Raw genomic sequence first — 18,559 nt, 5'->3', positions numbered from 1 at the left:
TATTAACCAAACCACTTGAAAGGTGTTCTAAGCGATGACGCATGAACCCCGTAGTATAAAAGACACTCATATACGAGGTTACATCAATTCACCAAATATGAGGAGACAACTGTATAGACGTTCCTTGCTAATTGTGGTCATATCACAAATTTTTGGCGGTGCAGGGCTTGCTGCAGGAGTGACGGTTGGCGCACTCCTTGCACAGGATATGTTGGGAACGGAAAGTTTTGCAGGTGTCCCCGCCGCATTCTTCACTCTTGGATCTGCTGTGGCCGCATTGCTTGTTGGAAGTCTTTCACAACGATACGGGCGCCGTTTGGGGCTTGCGGCAGGTTTCTTGGCAGGCGGTTTTGGTGCTGTAGGGGTAATATTGGCTGTAGTAAATCATAGTATTATACTTCTATTCGCTTCACTGCTTATTTACGGCGCAGGCACGGCTACAAACTTACAAGCTCGTTATGCAGGAACAGATATAGCTAATCCTACTCAGCGGGCAATAGCGATTAGTATTGCAATGGTTTCGACTACTTTCGGTGCAGTTGCAGGTCCTAACATGATGGATCTTATGGGCCAATTTGCAACGTCAATTGGTGTTCCGGCCCTTGCGGGACCTTTCATTTTAGCTGCCGCAGCTTACATCCTTGCTGGATTAGTATTTTTGACTTTCCTCCGCCCAGACCCATTCGTTGTCGCGAAAGCTATAATTAAAGCACAATCAGACCTGAGCCAATCCGTTGACGCGCAAACGAACGCACCAAAAATTAACAACAGGGGCCTAATTGTAGGGGCAGCAGTAATGATCTTAACTCAAATCGTGATGATCGCAATTATGACCATGACACCAATACACATGAAGCACCACGGGCATAGTTTGGGTGATGTTGGATTAGTAATAGGCATCCATATTGGTTCGATGTATCTTCCTTCGCTCATAACAGGTATTCTTGTTGATAAGATCGGTCGCACAGCTATGTCAATAGCTTCGGGTGGTGTTCTATTGACTGCTGGTATTGTTGCAGCTGTAGCGCCTGCTGATTCTATGTTGGTAATCATAATTGCTCTTGCATTGTTGGGACTTGGCTGGAACTTTGGTTTGATCAGTGGGACGGCACTTATTGTAGATGCAACTGATCCATCAACTCGTGCAAAAACTCAAGGAACGATTGATGTATTAATTGCACTAGCTGGGGCATCGGGTGGAGCACTATCCGGTATGGTATTAGCACATTCCAGTTACTCAACGTTATCGCTTATTGGAGGTGGCCTTGCTCTTTTACTGATACCAGTCGTTTTATGGTCCCGAAGCACACAACAAGTATCGGCATCACAAAGTAACTCATTGAGCTCTAATGGCTGAACAACTTTGAACTATTCCGGAGAAAGGAGAAATAGCGTTGACAAATATCAATGAACCAAAACTTGAAAGTGATCTTCCGACCGGAATAAGCAAGCCGGTACAACGAGCACTCGCTAGGGCGGGATATTTGCGGCTTGAGCAGTTCACGATGATCAGCGAGGCCGAGGTACTAAAGTTGCATGGTATGGGACCAAAAGCATTAGGTCTGATCCGTCAAGCACTCGCCGCCAAAGGACTATCGTTCGCTGACTGATCTTAAGCGACGGATAGTTTAGCACATTGTTCCGCTAATGGATATGATAGATGAATCTTCAACCAGAACGAGGCTGCTGTATGATCGGCGGTCTCTTCGCTCACTGAAAGAGATTTGTTTGATGGAATATATAAAGATAACCAGTTAATGATATTATTCCTGTTACCGGCGCTTCCGGCAATGGTGGTCAAGCTGTCAGCAGGGCTCTTTTGAATGCGGGATATGACGTACGTATGGCTGATGTCGTTCCAGCCTTTGCGGATGATTTAAAAAAAGCGGAATTTGTACGTTGTGATACGCGGACTCCTTCTGACGTAAGACGTGCAGTGGCGGGTATGGATGCCGTCGTTCATCTGGCTGCCTGGCATTGTGCCCACAATCCTCCGGTGAGCGACGACACGATTTTTTCCGTTAACGTCGACGGGACGTTTCATCTTTTGGAGGCCTGTCGGCAGGAAGGGATTAAGTCTATTGTTTACGCGTCCTCCATGGCATACGGATGGGGGTCCGTCTATGGGGTGACCAAAGTAATCGGCGAGGACCTATGTAAGGCCTATAACGGAATGACAGGCGCATCCATCGTCATGCTGCGCTATCATGAATTTATTCCTAGGCCATACTTGGAGTTTGGGGCACGCCTATTGCGAAACGGGGTGGATCGGCGGGATATCGCAGCAGCCACTTTAGCATCTGTGCAAGCGGCATTGGAGCATAGAGTTGGTCTTTTCCGAACTGTTGTTCACACCGATCATGGGATGCCTCAAGAAGTATTAAATAATTTCAACAATCTTGGTATCGGCTGGTGCGAGGAAAATGTGCCTGGAGCAAGAAGACTTATTGAAAAGTATGAAATACCGCTACCCGAGAAGGTGGAGCAGCACGACCTTAAGGATGCGGAACGCATTCTCGGCTGGAAACCCGCAGTCGGATTTCTTGACTTCCTCCGTGACCTCAAAGCGCGCGATGAAAAAGGAATCGATGTGACTAACCTTTGGGTACCTTCCGAGCTGCCGTCTAACTAGGTGCTTTAATTAATAATTGGAAATATTGCGAGGAGGACGTAGCCCAAGTGAAATCGTGGGAGCGTTCTTTTTAATTGATAAGACTTTATAAGTTTTCGTAGCATATAGCTTCGCATCAACCTTGGTAAACGCGCTGGTCCTTGTAAGACAAGGACGGCGTAGCCGTTTATCCTGGATTGAAGTAACGGGCAGTTTTAAGTGGAGTTAGCTTAATTGTGTATTCGTAACATTAGGCTGCCGGTTATAACTTTGAGTTGTTCAATATCTCATTGACACCTTCCCTCGCTTTTATATGATGATGTAATGCCAAAACTGATCGCAATGATATTTCCCCTGAGGAGGTTGATTAGGTGAAAGTTGTGGTTACAGAATATAGTGATAATTGGAGACAAAAGTTTAGCGAGGAGTCTCAAAAAATAAAAGATATATTAGGTAATGAGTTAATTGACATTCATCACATCGGTAGCACTTCTGTTCCAGGGTTAAAAGCCAAACCAATCATTGATATCATGCCAGTAGTAAAAGATATTAAAAAAATTGATTCGTTTAATAAACAAATGACAGGTCTTGGTTACGAATGCATGGGAGAGCTTGGCATGAAAGGAAGAAGATATTTCCGAAAAGGCGGAGATAATCGCACGCATCATGTGCATGTGTTTCAAGGGGATAACAAGGAAGATATTTCTCGCCATTTAGCGGTAAGAGATTACCTCCGAATTCATCCCGATGAAGCAAATCGTTATGGAGATAGTTGCCCGAGGAAGAACAGGTGAAACTCGCCCGCGTATTCGGACTATCGATGGACAACAGGGCCTTGACGATCTATCGTCAGGGCCCTGTTCTTGTCGATGCCAAACTTTCTCTTGCTACCATTCATAAAACTCAGCCAAGCACATTGGAGCCCTTGATCGAATCGCGAAGCTCCTGAATATCCAGCATCGGTGGTCGTCCGTACATACGGGCATATTCCCGGCTGAACTGGGACGGGCTCTCGTAGCCTACGCGGAAGGCCGCATCGGAGGCTTGCACTGTTTCCGTCAACATTAAGCGGCGGGCTTCTTGCAAACGCACCGTTTTCTGGTATTGCAACGGGCTCATCGCCGTGACGCGCTTGAAATGCTTATGAAACGCCGATGTGCTCATGTTTACGGACTTAGCAAGCTGCTCGATCACGAGCGGACGGTCGTATTGCCGGTTTATCAACTGGATCGCTTGAGCAATGCTGTGCGCATGGCTGCCGATGATCGCGAATGGATGAATGAGCGCGCCTTGTTCGCCTTGAAGCATTCGATACAGAATTTCGCGGATGACGAGCGGCGCCAGAATCGGAACGTCCTCTGGTATGTTTAGCAGCTGCATGAGCCGCACGATGGCCTCGAGTAATGCGGTAGACGTTCGGTTCACGGTTATGCCACGACTGGCTTCCGCGGGAACGAAAACGGGGCGATTCATCTCTTGCACGATGTCCAGGATGACGTCGGCGTCGAAGCTCAGTTTCAAGCTTAAATACGGGATCTCGGGCGAAGCCTCGATGATTCTGCCGATGATCGGCAATTCCACGGAAGTGACCAGGAAAGTCGAAGGATCGTATCGGTAGGTTTCGTCGGCTAGCGTGGCCGTTTTCGCCCCTTGCGCCACGACGCAAATGGAAGGCTTATATACAGATTCCAGCGGTTCTGACAACTGTGTGGCATGCATCAGCGTCAAAGAAGGCACGGACGTCCGATGCGTGCCGTTCGACGGAGCATGGCGGCGTATCAAGAGCGCCAATTGTTGTAAGGCTTGCTCCATGCGCAGTGATTCGTCCATGTTTGTGAGTTCCTTTCCAGAAACGGTGTAGTTTACTTTTATAATAGCCAGATAGAAGAGAATTAGGCAAGGATTGAACAGGTATGATCTAACGGGTTAAGACAAACATTCAATATAATGAATTTACAAGGTCGAACACATAGGAATACAGATCGGCCAAAAGAAGATAAAGGAGAGAACGGAAATGAGCTTGAATGGAAAAGTCGCGATCGTCACTGGGGCGTCGCGGGGGATCGGACGGCAAGCAGCCATCCAATTGGCGCAATCCGGCGCGAATTTGGTCGTCAATTATTCCTCGAATCAGGGGAAAGCGGGCGAGGTCGTAAAGACGATCGAGCAATCCGGCGGCGAAGCGATTGCAATCCGCGCCGATGTGAGCAAGGTAAGCGAAGTCGAAGGATTGTTCTCGGAGACGCTCGAGCGATTCGGACGCTTGGACATTCTGGTGAATAATGCCGGCATCATGGAATGTACGGCTATCGCGGACGTGACGGAGGAGATATTTGATCGGCATTTCGCGATCAACGTGAAAGGGACTTATTTCGCTTGTCAACAAGCAATGAAGCACATGGAAAAAGGCGGGACAATCATTAACTTCTCGACCTCCGTGTCGGGCGCGATGCTCCCGACGTACAGCGTCTATGCTGCAACGAAAGGTGCGATCGAGCAGTTTACCCGTCAATTGGCAAAGGAATTCGGTCCCAAGGACATCGTCATCAATTGCATAGCGCCCGGACAAGTGTCGACTGAGTTATTCTTGAGCGGTAAACCTCAGGAGTTGATTGATTCGTACCGCCGAATGAACGCGTTTGGACGCCTTGGCGAACCGGAGGACATCGCGAATGCGATCGAGCTGCTCGTCAGCGACAAAGCCCGTTGGATAACGGGACAGACGATTCGCGTAAACGGCGGGTTCAATTGAATATTGTAGAAAGCTGTTCTTGGAAAGGATGGACGAACGGACAACGCGCAGTAGCGTTGGAGTTCGTCCATCTTTTTTTCCGCCATCAGGGTAAACGTCGAATAGCCCTTAGTTAGGGGCGCGAGCAGGTTTCGGATTTGCTGCTGACTTGTGAAAATAAGGTATTAGACTCGTGCGGCGGAGCTGAACGGGTACGCTAGTTCAATAAAACAACATCACGAGGCTGCCGCAGATTGAACTGCACCCCTTCAAGGTGTAGCAGGCCCTTTTTTTTCGTCATGGCAGGCAGAATTTTATCGAGCATCTCCCCCGCAGATCTCTCTAGTTTATTCCTCCCCCCGGAAATCCCGCCTCCTCCGCGAATGGTATCAAAGAAAGTAGCTGATCAAACAACGCGGAAGGGGTACAGTAATGAAAAAATGGACAAAGTTGGGGATCGGCCTCTTGTGCGCAACCTTGGTTACGTTCGGAGTACGCTCGCTTTCAGGCGTTTCGAATGCCGACGAAGCATCGCAGACCGTGACCGGAACGGTGAAAACGATCGACGCAGCCCATGGCGAAGTAACGGTTTCGACAGACGATGGCGCTGAAAAAACAGTCCCGCTATCAAAGAAGGTGTGGGTATTCCTGGATGACCACAAAGCACAAACGAGCGATCTCGGTAAGGGGTTTAAGGTCGATCTGATCCTGAATGGAAAGAAGCAGGCTGCTTACATAAAAGCTATCTCGATTACAATGACGGACAAATCGGGCAGCGCCCAGGCACCGTCCGGGATGACAGCTCCAGCGACCACAGCTTCATCAGCACCGGCAGCCGGCACGAGCCCAACTACATCGTCAGCTCCGGTGCAAACCGTGTCGCCAACGGCATCGGCGGATGCCGCTGCATCTTGGAATACGCTACATATCAAGATCGAGGGCAACGGCTTTACCATGGATATCCAAGATAAAGGCGATCACAATAACGGCATGTCGATGATCAAAATGAAGCCGAAAGGCCGCGACGGGCTATTCCTCAAAGGCGACGACGCGGAGCATTGGATCCGTACGCTGCTCGCCGGCATCGATCTGAAGGCGCCGAACGTACAGCAGCAAATCAACACGGCGTTCACAAATTGGTTTGAGCTGAACGGCACCACGCTGAATGTCAACATCGAGGTTGAAGCGAAGCCTGCGGCTGCCGCGGCAGCTACTTCGAGCGCTCCGGCTGCAGCTTCGGGTACTCCTGCAGCACCTGCAAGCACTCCAGAGGCACCTTCGATCACGCCGGAAGCCCCTGAAAGTCCCCCGGCCTCACCTTTGACTGCCTCAGACGCTGCCGCTGCAACTGTGAATGCGCAAATCACAATCAGCCATAATAACAATAACGGCGACGATGAAAATGACGACGACGACGGCGATGAAAATCACGACGACAACGAGGACAAACAAGAGCACGACAAGCAAAGGAAGGACGACCACAAGAAAGTCGAATTAAAGATCAAAGAGAAAGAGCATCAGGACAACGGCAAGCACAAGGGCAAGGACGGCAAAGACGATTAAAATTTTCAGTATAGACCGGCGGATACAGTGAAGAACTGTGCCTCGGTCTTTTTTTCTGCGTCTACCCGCATTATCTGAACAACAGCAGACAATGATGACTGAAGGTATTCCATATATTTCTATATCATGCTGTTTACTCTAAACGGAATGCTTCTTTATTAGTCAAGATGGCAAAAATCCAATGGAAGTTTGTTTACACAGGCAATTACCTGTACTTTAAACAGTTTACTCTGAGCAACGCTTCTTATCATAATAAACCCTTAATTTTTTTGAGGGTCTCCTTCGTCTTATGGAATTTATGCGGAAAACGCTGTAATTTCTGCTGTATTCCCTTGCCAGGAAAGCGTTGCATGCAACGTTACAATCAGCGGAAAATTATCCAATGGACAGTTTAGTTTGACAAACCTTCCTGCCAATTAGTGAAAAAGTGTTATAATATGGATAGCAAATTGAAGAGGTCTAGCTTGACCAAGTCAGAACACGGCAATATTGCGGAGATGGGTCAAGATCGAGTTTTATCTGAAATCGGAATAACGGAACTAAACAAGAGGAGAGTGTAAATGAGAAGCGCTGCTGAAGCGATACAAGTTGCCGGCGATACCGGTGAACCGGTCATCGTTGTAGACGGCCTCGTGAAGTGGTACGGTGCCCATACCGCCGTGAACGGCGTCCGCTTTACTGTCATGCGAGGCGAAGTGTTCGGACTGCTCGGACCGAACGGTGCCGGCAAGACGACGACGATGGAGATGATTGAAGGGCTCCGTCGCCCCGACGGAGGCTCGGCCAAGGTGGCCGGCTTCGATACGCAAAAGGATTTGCGGAAGGTTAAGGAAGTGATTGGTGTACAGCTGCAATCAACGTCGATGTTCGACCTGCTGAAAGTGAAGGAAATCATGCGCATGTACGCGAGCTTCTACCCGAAATCTCTTCCTGTCGAATCGCTGCTCGAAGCGATGATCTTGAAGGAGAAAATGAACGACCGCGTGAAGCATTTGTCCGGAGGCCAGAAGCAGCGGCTCGCAATCGCTCTCGCACTTGTCAACGACCCACAAGTCGTGTTCCTCGACGAGCCGACGACCGGCCTTGACCCCCAAGCTCGGCGCACGCTTTGGGACATTATCCTCAAGCTTAAGGAACAAGGCAAGACTATTGTATTAAGTACGCATTATATGGATGAAGCGCACGTCCTTTGCGACCGCATCTGTCTTATGGATCAAGGCAAGGTGATCGCCCTTGACACCCCTCAGCGGCTCGTTCGCAGCCTTCACTCCGACAGCGCCATCGAATTCCGGGCATCCGGCTACGAGAGTTTGCCTGAGGCGGAACGTACGAGTATATTGCAGCTCGTCCAATCTGTCGCCGAAACGAAGCAGGTCGATATGCGTAAAGACGTCTTCATTCTTTATACCGACAATCTACAAGCCTCGCTCATAGATTTCATTGGCAAGGCAGGAGCGGCGGGCTTATCTTACGCCGAGCTTCAAACGAGGACGGCGACGCTCGAAGACGTGTTTATCCACATGACGGGGAGGAGCTTGAGAGAAGAATGAATTTCGCCGCATACGTCCAGCTGACGCTCGCTCAGCTCCGCATCTTCGCCCGCAACCGTCAAATGCTGTTCTTCACTTTGCTGTTCCCGCTTCTACTCATGCTCATGCTCGGTTCGTTCGTTGGCAAAGGGGGCGGTGTGTCGCTCGACACCATCATCGTCGATCATGACAGCACACCGCAATCAAAGTCTCTGATTGCCGCGTTGGAAGCGCAATCCGTATCGCCGCTGAAGGCGGTCGTCAGCTCCGACGAGACACAGGCGCTCGACCTGCTTAAAAAAGGCGATAAGCAGTTTGTCATCGTCATTCCGAAAGGCTACGGCGAGCAAATTGCCGCCGTCTCTGCCCCGTCTGCTTTAACCGGTGCGAACGCCGGAAAGCTTGATGTGTACTACGACGAGACGGACGCGGCCAGAGCGAACGTAGGCCTTGCGGTCATCGGGCAACTCGTCGACGGCGTCAGCAAGAAGATCACGCAGTACAAGCCGGCAGTCACGATCGAAGGCAAAGGCGTCCGCTCGCTCAATTTGAAATACATCGATTTCCTCGTGCCCGGCATCGTCGCGATGATGATCATGTCCAACAACCTGAACGGCGTCGCCGGCCAAATCTCTTCCTGGCGCGAGCGCGGCGTGCTGCGCCGGATGCAGAGTACGACGCTGCGGGCCTCAACGTTCATCGCTGGCCAAATTACGGCGCGTCTGCTGCTGAACGGCGTTCAAGCGCTCATCGTGATTGTGATCGGCAGCTTGATTTTCCACACGCAAGTGAACGGTTCGTGGTGGCTGCTCATTCTGTTTGTGGTGCTAGGCACACTCGCCTTCATGGCGATCGGCTTTATTATCGCAGGGCTAGCGAAAACGCCGGAATCGGCGGGTCCGATCGCCGGCGTGATCTCATTCCCGCTCATGTTCCTTGGTGGGGTATTTTTCCCGATCAACTCGATGCCGACGGCGTTCCAGGCGGTCGTCAATCTGCTGCCGATTTCGCATCTGTCGACGGCACTCCGCCAAGTGATGAACATCGGCGCCGGCTTCGGCGAGCTGTGGCCGCAGGTGGCGTTACTCGGCGGCTGGGCGATCGTCGCCTTCATAGTCGCAAGCTTCACGTTCCGTTGGGACTGAACATGCGCCGATATAAAATGGCTCCACCCGCGTTAACGACGGTGGAGCCATTTTCGTTTTCGCTACATGGCTTTGTTGAAGTTATTTGGAGTTAGAACGCCAATTTGATCGCTACCGAAGTGGATGGTCACCATCCGCTTTTTTTGTCCTTTCATTTTTTAGAACAATCCTCTAACTTAATCTAATGTTCGTACCAATAAAGAACCGTCCGTGACGTTGAATGTTTGAGGCAAGCTTTTCATATATTTTTAATGTAAGTCATCCGATTAGTGATAGGGGTGTGGCCTGAATGCCTTGGAACTCGCTCGAGATCTCTCAAGATGCAAAGAGTATATTGAATGAACTTAGAAATAGGAAAAGAAAAATGGATGATTTACAATCGAAGGCAATTGTATACTCCGTCGGAGCAGTCTTTTTTTTATTAATATACTTTTTCGGTTTTGATAAACTTATATTAAAACCAACGAACGGCAATGTTAGGTTAATGCTAGAAATACTCCCTAAAACATTTATTTTGCATATATTACTTATCATATCGTTAGTATCTGTTTTTATTTCAATCGATGCCACGAAAAAATACAAAAAAATGAAAGACAAAGTTGAAAAATTAAGGACAGAAATTGCAGATAAATTATGGGCACCATGGGTAAAGACAAACATGTCACAAATGCGAGATAAACTAACTCAACAAATAAAAGAAGAAACAAATTTAGATATCTTTATGAATAGTTAGAGGAATCATTATTTTTAAGTTCATGAAGAGATGCCGTATGAAATATGCGATTAACAATAAATAGAGAGACTCTCAGGATGAAAAAATTTCAGTTAACGATTACGAGTTAAATAAAAACAGCGGAAGTCTAGGACTTTATTTTCTCGTCCATGGCTGCCGCTGTTTTTATTTTTGGGATCAGTCTATCCTGAAATAACTTTATTTCATCATCTGATGGCATGGGCGTCAATACTTTTTTCCTGAGTCACCAACAACTCCCAATCTTAAGCATTCTTTAAGGTTGGCGCATTAGACTCTAGGTTATGTTTCAAAAATTGAGGTGAGCCTGTTGAATCCAAGCTATTCGTATGACCGTACGGAAGTTGATCCAGCACCGAAGCGAAAGCGGCGCAAACGCTTAAGGTTATTTTGCTATGCTTTATTGCTCGTATTATTATTCATGTCCGGCTTTGCGATGTGGTTCTATTTCACTGCTTCCGGCACCGAGCTGCGTTATATGATAGCCGATACGCTAATTACAACGCAGCATCGTGATTATGCGAAATTTTTAATCGGTCAGGACGAAATGAACCGCCGCGTAGAAGACTATCTCGCGCAATTCGATGCGATGGGCTCGGAGAAAGATAATCATAATGTCTTTCCTGCGACTCAGCCTAATAACACCGTGTCGGTTGAGCCTGTCAGCGGTAATAAATTTAAGGGCTACCTGCTCACCGTACACAATCCGAAGATGATACGGGTGGTGACCACTGGTATCGTCGGTCAAGGCGAGCAGATTTTGAGCATGGTCAAACGTACCGGGGCGATTGCCGGAGTGAACGGTGGCGCATTCGATGATCCCAATTATGACGGCAACGGATTTAAGCCGTCCGGCATCGTCATGTCCGGCGGCAAACTGCTGTACAACGACAGCGGTATGGAGGATCCGGTGAATGTCGTCGGACTCGACCGCAACGGGGTTATGATCGCCGGTAAATATAAACCTTCTGAACTGCTCAAGATGGGCGTCACAGAAGCGGTATCGTTTTCGCCGAAGTTTATTGTTAACGGTAAAGGGCTGATTAAGAACGAGGCCGAAGGATGGGGCATCGCTCCCCGTACTTGTATGGCCCAAACGAGGGACGGGTCCATTCTGTTCCTGGTGATCGATGGAAGACAACCCGGTTACTCCATAGGCGCCACGCTTTATGATGCCCAGAAGCTGTTGCTTGAGAAAGGAGCCTTGACAGCGGCCAATCTGGATGGCGGCTCCTCGTCCTTGCTTGTCAAGAACAACGAGGTGGTCAATCGTCCTTCCAGCAGCTACGGCATGAGGTATCTGCCGACGGCGTTCCTCGTATTCGAGAAACCGGACAAAGTAAAAGTGCCCAATATATGGAGCGGCATCGACATGCAGCATTTCAACTCATCCCACAAGCCCTTCGCAAACCAGCCATAGTAAGGTTGTTTATAGGAGCTCCCACGGTGGAGCGATACAGACGATGTTAGAGTAGATGGCTTCACGTATCCTTTTCGAGCTCCAGAGATCCTGTCAAAACCTTGTAAGAAACACGTTGTTTTTTTATAGTGACTATTCAACTACCATGAAAGAACGGATTAACTTTCATTCTCTGTGGTGCCGCGCTTTGAGCGGCATGGATGGCTAACGGGTAACGTTAGTTAAACGACAACAATGAGCAGTTTGCCGCGGCAGCTGCTCATTGTTTTATTAAACGGGCAGATAACGTAATCATGGCTTTAAATAATGATACGGTTCTCCGCGCTGACTGTAGCGGCAAGTTTTTAAAAGAGCCATTAAAATACGCTGCGTGAGGTGAAGGGGTGCCAAAGTAACCCCCTGACGCTTCCAGACATACGAAAAAACAGCCGGCAACATTCGGCTGTTTCTCTACTAACCATAAAATTTCTAACATCTTTTGCCACTCCAATGGCCCCTGGCTTTCTGCCCAGTGAATGAGTTTCCTTCAAAATTCAAACTGAATAATCCGTTACTATAGTTTGCTCCGGTACTACTTAACTTTTCTCTAAATTGCCCCATCAAACGATTTACCCAAAATGAACCGAAAATTTCACCTTTTATCGTTTCACCTGGGTATTGGTATAGTGTATATTCATATGTGCCGGTTACATTGTAGCCGTCTCCTGGTTGATTTAAATGCATTCTTCCCAAATCAGTATCCCAACATCCTGCTACTTTGGGTGCAGTCGGCAACGGCTGGCATCTTACGCTATCGTAGTCCGTCATAGTGACATAACCGAGTACAAAATTGCTCCCAAGCCTTGAAAGCGGCCAAAAATCTATTGTAGCGCCGGATTTTAAACCTACTTTGTTCCACCTGGGAGCACAACAGTCAATTGAAGTAACAAAGTCGGGCGTATATAACCCTTCACTGTTCTATAACCTGTACCCTGGTTTAGTTATATCAGTGGGCCAGAACCAGATTCCTTCACCCGATATCAGCAGCCTGAGCCTTGTCCATTGGTTGAGGCATCCGGCTGTAAAAGTGGCCTGCCGCGATTCGATAGCATGTTCGCTTTGAGTGGTCAAACTGTTCATTCCCCTTTCAGATTATATAAAAAAGCTGAAATGTTTGCTGCTCTACGATATGCAGAGTATTGGGCATATGTGCATCTCAAGATGAAAAGTAACCGGAGGGGGCTGTCCCAAAAGTTTAACACTTATTTCTCAAAAACTGACGGATACTTCATCTCAACATGGCCCAAATTAACAATTCAAGTCTAAGACTTAATTTGCTTCAAATATCTATGTTTTTTAAGATTTAATGCGTATGAGTGAGGTATCAAGCGAAAATCAAAGATCTATTAATAAGTAAACGCTCACATTTACTGTTATTCATTGCCGTGAAACAATTTCTTCTAACATAGCGTTTTACATAAATCTTAAACGGGAGTATGATTCAATCATTAATTCAATATAACATCATGCTGAAACGCTGAATCCCTTGCTGGTCAAGGGATCGGGGGAACCAAACGCGAACCGAAAAGCATTTTTATGGCCTTCGGACCGCATGGGGTGAATCTCGGAATACAGATCCTGAACTTTTATAGGCCGTCTGTATTTCGAGTAGGGCGATCTCACCGCCCGAATCCGACAGCTAACCTCGTAAGCGTTGCTTGAGAGAGGAAGTGTAAGCATGTGATCGTACATAATCGACCACAGAGCCTTCGGCGCCTCTGTGGTTTTTTGCTGTGCTGAAAATCAGTTGAACTTTATTTTCGTAATAAACAATCTCTCGGGAGGAAATTGCTCATGTTCATTCGTTTAAATACCCAGGAAATCATCGACTGCGCCTGTCACTTTTGCAGCAAGAGGGAAGGACGGGCGGCGCATCATTTTCAAATCAATCTCCGGTACGATCAGGGTCAAGGAATATCGGCCGATGTTCTGGAGAACGGAATGTTTCGTGACCGGGAACACTTCATGAACGAGCAAAATTTGATTGATGCGGTTTGTGAGTTTTTGGCTGATGTCCATAACATGAACATTCATCTGATGGACGTTGAATTGGCTTTTTCTCACCAGGAAGGCTTTTCGGCAAATGTCCAGATAGGACAATAAAAGGGGGAGAAACGGTATGAAACGTTTAGTTTCAATCAGCTCGGTTTTCATCGCTTTGATGCTTACGTTTACCTTGTTTGGAGCAACTGATGCTTTTGCAAAAGGGTATTCCGGAGGCCACGGTTTTTCGAGTAGTCGCGGCGGGTACTCCGGCAGCAGTTCTTTTTCAACCGCGCCGTCGACATCAGCTCGCAGTGGCTCGTTTACGACACCTGGCAGTGCCGGAAAAGATAGCTCGGGTACAGGTTGGTCCACAGCGTCTAATTCTTCTGCTTCCAGCGGCTATTCCTCTTCATCCAAAAGTTGGTCAGGAACCGGTAATTCGGCTTCCGGCAGTTATTCGGGCGGCCCATCGGGATCCTACTCGACAGGTTACCGCGGCACAACCTACGTGACCCCGAGAAGCGGTTATAACGGCGGATATGTTGGGAATAAGTATTATCCATACCACAGTCATTTCTGGACCGGTGTGCTGCTCGGATCCTTGTTCCATCCGTTCGGCGGCTATGGATTTGGTTGGGGACCTATGTGGGGGTATTCGTGGGGAGGCCATGTATTCTCTCCGTTAGCGATCATTATTGACCTGATTATCATTTTACTGATGTTTGCCGTGTTACGCCGTTTGTTTTTCCGTCCACGATACTAAACAAAATGTTTTGTATATTCAATGAGAAAATAAGGAGATGGGTCTCATGAGCAGACAGGTTGAATTTCATGAAAATGAATTGGTTCTCCATTTATCAGGATTACTCAGTTTAGCAGCGTTAAAACGGCAAATTATAATTCCTTACCGTTCGATCACCAAGGTTCATGTCGGTTCATTCGATGCTCCATTTTGGATGCTCAAGATGCCAGGGACAGCTTTACCTGGATTTGATATTTATGAGGGAAGCTTCCGCTATAATGGAGAATGGTATTTTCTTTCTTACGAGCATCGGGGCCCGTTGATCATCATAGAACTTGATAAACACGAGCATTACCACTATGTCATTTTTGAAGTTCAAAACCCGGAACAAATTGTTGCCGAAATTCTAAAGTATTGTCCGCATAATAAGGAATAAATGGTAAAACTGATCCCAAGCAACCAAACAAAGACGTGCCACGATAAAAGCAAAAAGCGGGTTTGGTCTTTATAGAATGGGCTACATCGAAAGGCATCACCGTCAACTGCAAGCAAAGCTCCTCCATGTGAGGGGCTTTTTATATTGAAAAAAACGATACATATATCGGTAAAGGAGGAACAGAACGTTGGACAGGGAAAAGTTTTTGAAGAGAATGGGCTTAGTTTACGATAAAGCAAAAACTACCGAAACAAATACAACGGATTTATGCGCCCATTATTGGGTATGTCCAATCGTGTCCCAAATGATCTGGATTATGAGGAATATCCGAACAAATTGAGGCCGACCAGAAAGATCTGGTGACCTCATAATATGAACAGGCAGGATAGTTTTAATGAAATGAGATAATCTATGCAAAACAAGGAGCATTTACCTAAGAGCAGCTGCTCCTTGTTTTATTGAACTACTTGTCAGATATCGATTATGGATTCCTCTCTAATGCAGGGGATATTACTTCCACGTATCCGTTCCCACAATTCGCTAACCTTGTTTAACAAGGTTTTCTGCTGTGCGGAAAGCCAAGGCAAGAATCGTTAACACCGGGTTAACGCCGCCATTGGTCACATGAACGGAGCCGTCACTCACCCAGAGATTGTTGTATCCGTGTACACGACCGAAGGGGTCGGTAACTGATGTTGAAGGGTCATTACCCATGCGCAGTGTACCCGCCTGATGCTGCCCAGCACTAAGCTCTCCACCTGGCCGGGTTCGCCAAACCCGCCGTGCTCCGGCAGCCCAAAGCCAGGCCTCCGCTTGCTCGGAAAGCATGGCCGCGGCTCTAAGAGACTCGGGATGGACACTTCCCGAGAGTTGAGCCACTGGCATACCGAAGCGATCTTTAACCGTAGGAGAGAGCCGCACTCTCGACTTGGGGGTCGGGATATCCTGGATCGGTCCCTGAATATGACTAGTACGCAAGTAGCTCTCGCGCATCGTTTCCTTGCCTGCGCTCCCCCATCGCGCCGCATCCGGCGCAAGCGCTCGATACCAATGAATGAGCGGCAGCCGGGTGAATTCGTTGGCGAGCATCCCACCCCCGATTATCCCGCCCCCGTTACCGTGGGCAAAGCGACAGGTGGCAATACTCACCCCAGGTCCAAGACCGTCTTGAACCGGATCGTCAAAGAGGGCGTAGGCACCCGAATAGACATGACCCTGAAGGTTCTTTCCTACTTGTCCGTACCGATTGCCTATCCCGTGTGGTTCTGCATCGCTTGCTGAATTGTGAAGTAGGCGCGCACTTTCAATGGCTCCGGCTGCAACCACCACATGCCTTGCTCGCACCTGCAAACGTTGGACCGAGCCCGCCGCCTGCACAAGGCGAACCCCAGTGGCGAGCCTTCCTGCCTCGGTTTCGATGCGCTCCACCATGGTATCGCAAATCAGGTCGCAGTTACCGGTAGCGATGGCCCTCAATAACATCGTATTGTGGCCGCCGTTCTTACTATTGGTCGGGCAGGCAAACCCGACACACTGGCCGCACCGCCCACAGGCAGGTCGACCGTCACGTTCGACTGAGTTGATGAGGAGAGGAACAGGTCCGACGTCCCATCCGAGTTTCGCTGCCGCCCGAGCTAATCGTTCTGCTTCCAGCGTCCTTGGCATTGCCGGCATTGGATAAGGGCGATATCGCCTCCCACGTCCAGGGTGGGCGTTACCGTCACCAGAGACACCGACTTCCCACTCCGCTCGCTCGTAATAAGGTTCAAGTTCATCATAGGTAATCGGCCAATCGCTGAGCGAACTCCCGTCCGGAATCCCATAGCGAGTCGCCATACGAAAGTCATCCGGATGAAATCTCCATGCCTGTGCTCCGTAGACCCGTGTGCCGCCGCCTAACGTCATCGCGTTATTATGATAGTTGCCTTCAAAGGGGGCAGTAACCCGCTCGTCTCCGTTGGCCAAAAGAATCGTGCGTGGATTGCCTTCCAAACCTGGTCCTGTGTTGTGGCCATATTTGCTAAAACGATGATTGCGAACATGATCGCTGCCTACTTGATTGTAGCGAAGCCAGCTTCCGCGCTCTACAACGAGAACACGAAGCCCCGATTCGGCTAGCACCGCCGCCGCTACCGAGCCCCCTGCACCGGCTCCCACGACGATAACATCATATTGGTCTCGGAGCTGATCGAAGGTCCGTTGCGGTAGATCGGTTTCCGGGACTGGTGCCTGGATTTCAGAGACGGGCCCCGGGCGAAATCCAATCATGTCCCACGACTTACCCTCACGATTCCCGCCAGCTTCAGGACTTCCAAAGTAACCTTCTATAACCAAACTCAATAAGGTGGCAAAGAAAAGTTTAGGCGAAAAGGGCCAGTTCCGAATACGATCTTGCTCAAGGTACTGTAACAGCCTATCTTGCTCGTTAACCGAAAGTTCCGAAAACGGTTGACGATGGAGAGCTATAGCTTCTGCATCCAGTGCGCGAAGTCCGGGTTCAATCAAATCCATCCAGGTAGCGACATCCTCGCTTGCGCGACGTTTCAGGTACCCCAGAACTCCCCCTTCGGTTGCAGATGGCCATGCATCTTTCGGAATCATCCGATCTGCGACCGCCTCCAAGATGGGGCCTACCTCACCCGAAAAATAATTCTGATCGCCGGGTTTCATCTACGTTCACCACCCAATGACAGTCTGCTTACATAATTACTCATCCTAAAGAACTTTCTCTCCTTCACCCGTTGCGACCGTACCATTCCATCCATGAACAGTTTCGATCGCTTACATCCCCTCAATTAACTGTAAACGGCGTCAGGAGGGAAGAAGGGGAATGTAAGCGGTTCTAACGTCTAGTCTATCACGTGCCCTAGGCTCTCCGCTAGATATTTGGTCTGCGCGTTCAAAGATAGAACCGGCCAAATTCCTGATTCAGTGGACACATAATCGAAGAAAAATACTTTCTTTCTTATCGATAATGGCAGGAGTAGTACTATTGGATTTGATGTGAATTACTAAATTGAACGGGTACGAGTGCTTAATAACCCACACCATGAGGCTGCAGCGGAGATGATCGGCAGCCTCGCTGTGCTAACGAACAGGATACTGGAATCTCCTCCTCAGAGGAGATTATCATCTGGTATAATATGGATAATAATGCGCGTTAATTCGATTGGGAAAAAACTAAGGGAGTTGGATGGAGTGCGAATCGCCTGGGATTGCGGGTTTCCTGTACCCCAGCCGTTTGAAATGGTAAATATAGAAGGCCGATCAGGTATTGTGTTCGAACGCATTTATGGCGAGTTGATCATGAAGCGTTTTATTGACAGAGCAATAGAGCAGTCTAAGCCGCAGCAACAGCTAAATGTGTTCGACGAATATATCGACTCCCGAATTACGGCACGACTTTTGTATCAAATTCATACGCATTCGGTTCCGAATATGCCGAGCCAACGGAAAAACATCAAACATGACATTCGTCGTGCGCAATTATGGTGATTAAAGTTTTGAGATTTTCAAGTGTTGTACTATGATAAACTTGATTCCATTATTTGATTCGAGCGATGGTATGGGACAGTGCCCCTTACTCTTACCCAATTTAGAGAACAG

General features: G+C 48.4%; 17 protein-coding genes and 1 riboswitch. Of the genes, 14 read left to right on the top strand and 3 right to left on the bottom strand.

Annotation, left to right across the window (positions count from 1 at the left end):
- Window positions 1-34 precede the first annotated feature (34 nt).
- The 4 genes from O9H85_RS32680 (at window position 35) to O9H85_RS32665 (ending at window position 3,405) form a co-directional block, all read left to right on the top strand.
- Window positions 35-1,357: an MFS transporter gene (locus O9H85_RS32680; RefSeq protein ID WP_269885558.1), complete on the top strand. Its 1,323-nt coding sequence runs from the start codon at window positions 35-37 to the stop codon at window positions 1,355-1,357.
- A gap of 37 nt (window positions 1,358-1,394) precedes the next feature.
- The gene (locus tag O9H85_RS32675) at window positions 1,395-1,610 is read left to right on the top strand and encodes a helix-hairpin-helix domain-containing protein (protein ID WP_269885557.1); all 216 of its coding nucleotides are present in this window, start codon (window positions 1,395-1,397) and stop codon (window positions 1,608-1,610) included.
- A gap of 152 nt (window positions 1,611-1,762) precedes the next feature.
- Window positions 1,763-2,632, top strand: coding sequence for an NAD-dependent epimerase/dehydratase family protein (locus O9H85_RS32670; RefSeq protein ID WP_333474296.1), 870 nt, complete (start codon window positions 1,763-1,765; stop codon window positions 2,630-2,632).
- A gap of 350 nt (window positions 2,633-2,982) precedes the next feature.
- Window positions 2,983-3,405, top strand: coding sequence for a GrpB family protein (locus tag O9H85_RS32665; RefSeq protein ID WP_269885556.1), 423 nt, complete (start codon window positions 2,983-2,985; stop codon window positions 3,403-3,405).
- Between the two features lie 109 nt (window positions 3,406-3,514).
- On the opposite strand, the gene O9H85_RS32660 is transcribed toward O9H85_RS32665, so the two are convergent.
- On the bottom strand, window positions 3,515-4,441 hold the full coding sequence (locus O9H85_RS32660) for an AraC family transcriptional regulator (RefSeq protein WP_269885555.1): 927 nt from the start codon (window positions 4,439-4,441) through the stop codon (window positions 3,515-3,517).
- A 184-nt stretch (window positions 4,442-4,625) separates the two neighbouring features.
- Here O9H85_RS32660 and O9H85_RS32655 point away from each other — a divergent pair, with 184 nt between their 5' ends.
- From O9H85_RS32655 to O9H85_RS32630, 6 genes are all read left to right on the top strand, one after another.
- Window positions 4,626-5,363, top strand: a complete 738-nt coding sequence (locus O9H85_RS32655; protein WP_269885554.1) for an SDR family oxidoreductase — start codon at window positions 4,626-4,628, stop codon at window positions 5,361-5,363.
- Window positions 5,364-5,774: 411 nt separating this feature from the next.
- Window positions 5,775-6,905 carry a hypothetical protein gene (locus O9H85_RS32650; RefSeq protein WP_269885553.1) on the top strand — a complete coding sequence of 377 codons (1,131 nt, stop codon included), beginning with the start codon at window positions 5,775-5,777 and terminating at the stop codon, window positions 6,903-6,905.
- 560 nt (window positions 6,906-7,465) lie between these two features.
- Window positions 7,466-8,455, top strand: a complete 990-nt coding sequence (locus O9H85_RS32645) for an ABC transporter ATP-binding protein (RefSeq protein ID WP_269885552.1) — start codon at window positions 7,466-7,468, stop codon at window positions 8,453-8,455.
- Window positions 8,452-9,579, top strand: a complete 1,128-nt coding sequence (locus O9H85_RS32640) for an ABC transporter permease (RefSeq protein WP_269885551.1) — start codon at window positions 8,452-8,454, stop codon at window positions 9,577-9,579. Before O9H85_RS32645 ends, O9H85_RS32640 begins: the two co-directional genes overlap by 4 nt.
- 289 nt (window positions 9,580-9,868) lie before the next feature.
- On the top strand, window positions 9,869-10,312 hold the full coding sequence (locus tag O9H85_RS32635) for a DUF2663 family protein (RefSeq protein WP_269885550.1): 444 nt from the start codon (window positions 9,869-9,871) through the stop codon (window positions 10,310-10,312).
- A gap of 328 nt (window positions 10,313-10,640) precedes the next feature.
- Window positions 10,641-11,750 (top strand): phosphodiester glycosidase family protein, encoded by a 1,110-nt coding sequence (locus O9H85_RS32630; RefSeq protein WP_333474295.1) that lies wholly within the window; start codon window positions 10,641-10,643, stop codon window positions 11,748-11,750.
- 259 nt (window positions 11,751-12,009) lie between these two features.
- Here the strand turns inward: O9H85_RS32630 and O9H85_RS32625 are convergent, their stop codons facing one another.
- Window positions 12,010-12,225 carry a hypothetical protein gene (locus tag O9H85_RS32625; protein ID WP_269885549.1) on the bottom strand — a complete coding sequence of 72 codons (216 nt, stop codon included), beginning with the start codon at window positions 12,223-12,225 and terminating at the stop codon, window positions 12,010-12,012.
- 1,029 nt (window positions 12,226-13,254) lie between these two features.
- Window positions 13,255-13,459, top strand: a riboswitch (cyclic di-AMP (ydaO/yuaA leader).
- Between the two features lie 124 nt (window positions 13,460-13,583).
- On the opposite strand from O9H85_RS32625, the gene O9H85_RS38065 reads away from it, so the two are divergent.
- From O9H85_RS38065 to O9H85_RS32615, 3 genes are read left to right on the top strand one after another with little or no spacing between them, the layout of a single operon-like run.
- Window positions 13,584-13,892 carry a DUF2653 family protein gene (locus tag O9H85_RS38065; protein ID WP_409348240.1) on the top strand — a complete coding sequence of 103 codons (309 nt, stop codon included), beginning with the start codon at window positions 13,584-13,586 and terminating at the stop codon, window positions 13,890-13,892.
- 16 nt (window positions 13,893-13,908) lie between these two features.
- Window positions 13,909-14,538: a hypothetical protein gene (locus O9H85_RS38060; protein ID WP_409348239.1), complete on the top strand. Its 630-nt coding sequence runs from the start codon at window positions 13,909-13,911 to the stop codon at window positions 14,536-14,538.
- A gap of 46 nt (window positions 14,539-14,584) precedes the next feature.
- A complete protein-coding gene (locus O9H85_RS32615; protein ID WP_269885547.1) occupies window positions 14,585-14,953 on the top strand; it encodes a hypothetical protein in 369 nt (122 codons plus the stop codon).
- Window positions 14,954-15,493: 540 nt separating this feature from the next.
- Here the strand turns inward: O9H85_RS32615 and O9H85_RS32610 are convergent.
- A complete protein-coding gene (locus O9H85_RS32610) occupies window positions 15,494-17,623 on the bottom strand; it encodes a GMC family oxidoreductase (RefSeq protein ID WP_269885546.1) in 2,130 nt (709 codons plus the stop codon).
- 528 nt (window positions 17,624-18,151) lie between these two features.
- On the opposite strand from O9H85_RS32610, the gene O9H85_RS32605 reads away from it, so the two are divergent.
- A complete protein-coding gene (locus O9H85_RS32605) occupies window positions 18,152-18,448 on the top strand; it encodes a hypothetical protein (protein ID WP_269885545.1) in 297 nt (98 codons plus the stop codon).
- The last annotated feature ends 111 nt before the right edge of the window (window positions 18,449-18,559 follow it).

It is taken from the genome of Paenibacillus gyeongsangnamensis, from assembly GCF_027533625.1.
In the GTDB taxonomy this organism is placed as follows: Bacteria; Bacillota; Bacilli; order Paenibacillales; family NBRC-103111; genus Paenibacillus_G; species Paenibacillus_G gyeongsangnamensis.
Note: the sequence above shows the minus strand (reverse complement) of the source record. Positions and strands in the feature narration are given on the sequence as shown.